At 50.2% G+C, this 1,380-nt stretch carries 2 protein-coding genes; both read left to right on the top strand.

The genetic code is table 11. From position 1 onward, the window contains the following. Positions 1-327, top strand: a 327-nt coding sequence (locus tag DM995_RS21420; protein WP_198669478.1) for a 3'-5' exonuclease, incomplete at its 5' end; no start/stop codon positions are given. Positions 328-521: 194 nt separating this feature from the next. After that, the coding region (locus tag DM995_RS21415; protein ID WP_198669477.1) for a hypothetical protein at positions 522-1,380 on the top strand (859 nt) is incomplete at its 3' end.

Here is a 1,380-nt window from a genome sequence, read left to right as displayed (position 1 = left end):
GCTCAGACCTGCGCAAATGTTTCTAGGATCGTTGCTCATAATATAAACTTTGATATCGCATTTTTACGCGCCGAATGCATTCGGCTGAAGCAACATCGTATATTTGACTCGGTACCTCTCTACTGCACCATGACATCATCTAGCGCGTATTGCGCCCTGCCTCATCTCAACGGCAGAGCTGGAATCAAGTGGCCACGACTAGAGGAGCTGCATTATCGGCTCTTTGGTAGCTATTTTTCGGGGGCTCACGATGCAATGGTGGATACAAGGATTACGAAAAAGTGTTATTTTGAACTGCTTAACCGTGGCGTTATTGATCATATATAGCTATTTTATTGCTTTGTGGGCACATCGATCACGCTCGGTCACAGGGGGCGCTGGCTGACACGGCTGGCCTAGATCGGACCTACATCGGCAGGATTGAGCGTAAGGCAAAGAACCCGATGATCACCTTTGCTCCCCTATCTACGCCCGCGTTGGATCCGATAACCTGAATTTGGGCGGAAGAGGTGGTTAGTAGAATGGTAAACAAGCCGGACAATGTTAAAGATCATTTCGAGCAGCTTCGCCCTCCCATTGTACGGTCAGAAGGTCTTACGGAGAGCGAACGGTATCTCGCTAAGCTAGCCGATGAAACATTTCTGAACCTTTGGTCGTACCCAAACCCCTACAGGTCACAGAAGCCGGGCGGAAAAGGGGATGGCAAGGAAGTTTGCGACCTGCTGGTCGTTTGCGATCCACACGTTCTAATATTTTCTGAAAAAGAGGTTTGTTGGACGGATAAACCGTTGGGCGTCGCGTGGGCACGATGGGCGCGCGGAGCAATTCAGGATGCAGCGAGGCAACTGAAGGGCGCAGAACGGTGGATCAACGAATTCCCTGGCCGCGTATTTCTGGACAAGCTCTGCGAAGTTCCGTTTCCGCTAGCTTTCCCCCAGGTCGAGCGTCGGAGGGTACATCGTATCATCGTGGCGAGGGGGGCGGAGGAGGCGGGCCGCAAACACTTCGAAGGAGGTCTTGGAACTTTTGTCATCCGGCCATCCATCAAAGGCACTGACCACTTTAATCAAGCCGCAGCCTCATTTGAGCCATTCGCAATTGGTGATATCGACCCGTCGAACGACTTTGTTCACGTCTTTGACCAAGTATCGCTCGACATCGTGATGGCGGAACTCGACACAATTTCGGATTTCACCGAATATCTCGATAAACGCGTGGAATTTATCCGTTCTGGGCGCCTTGAAGTAGCTCACGGAGAGGAAGATCTCCTAGCTTATTATGCTATACGAATAAATAATAATGGCGATCATGATTTCACTGCCCCGGAAGGTCATTCATGGGATGATATAAACAAGATATCAATTGGGTCCGGAAATTGGA

This window comes from Blastomonas sp. UPD001, assembly GCF_003426715.1.
In the GTDB taxonomy this organism is placed as follows: domain Bacteria; phylum Pseudomonadota; class Alphaproteobacteria; order Sphingomonadales; family Sphingomonadaceae; genus Blastomonas.
This window is presented reverse-complemented; position numbering and strand designations above follow the sequence as displayed.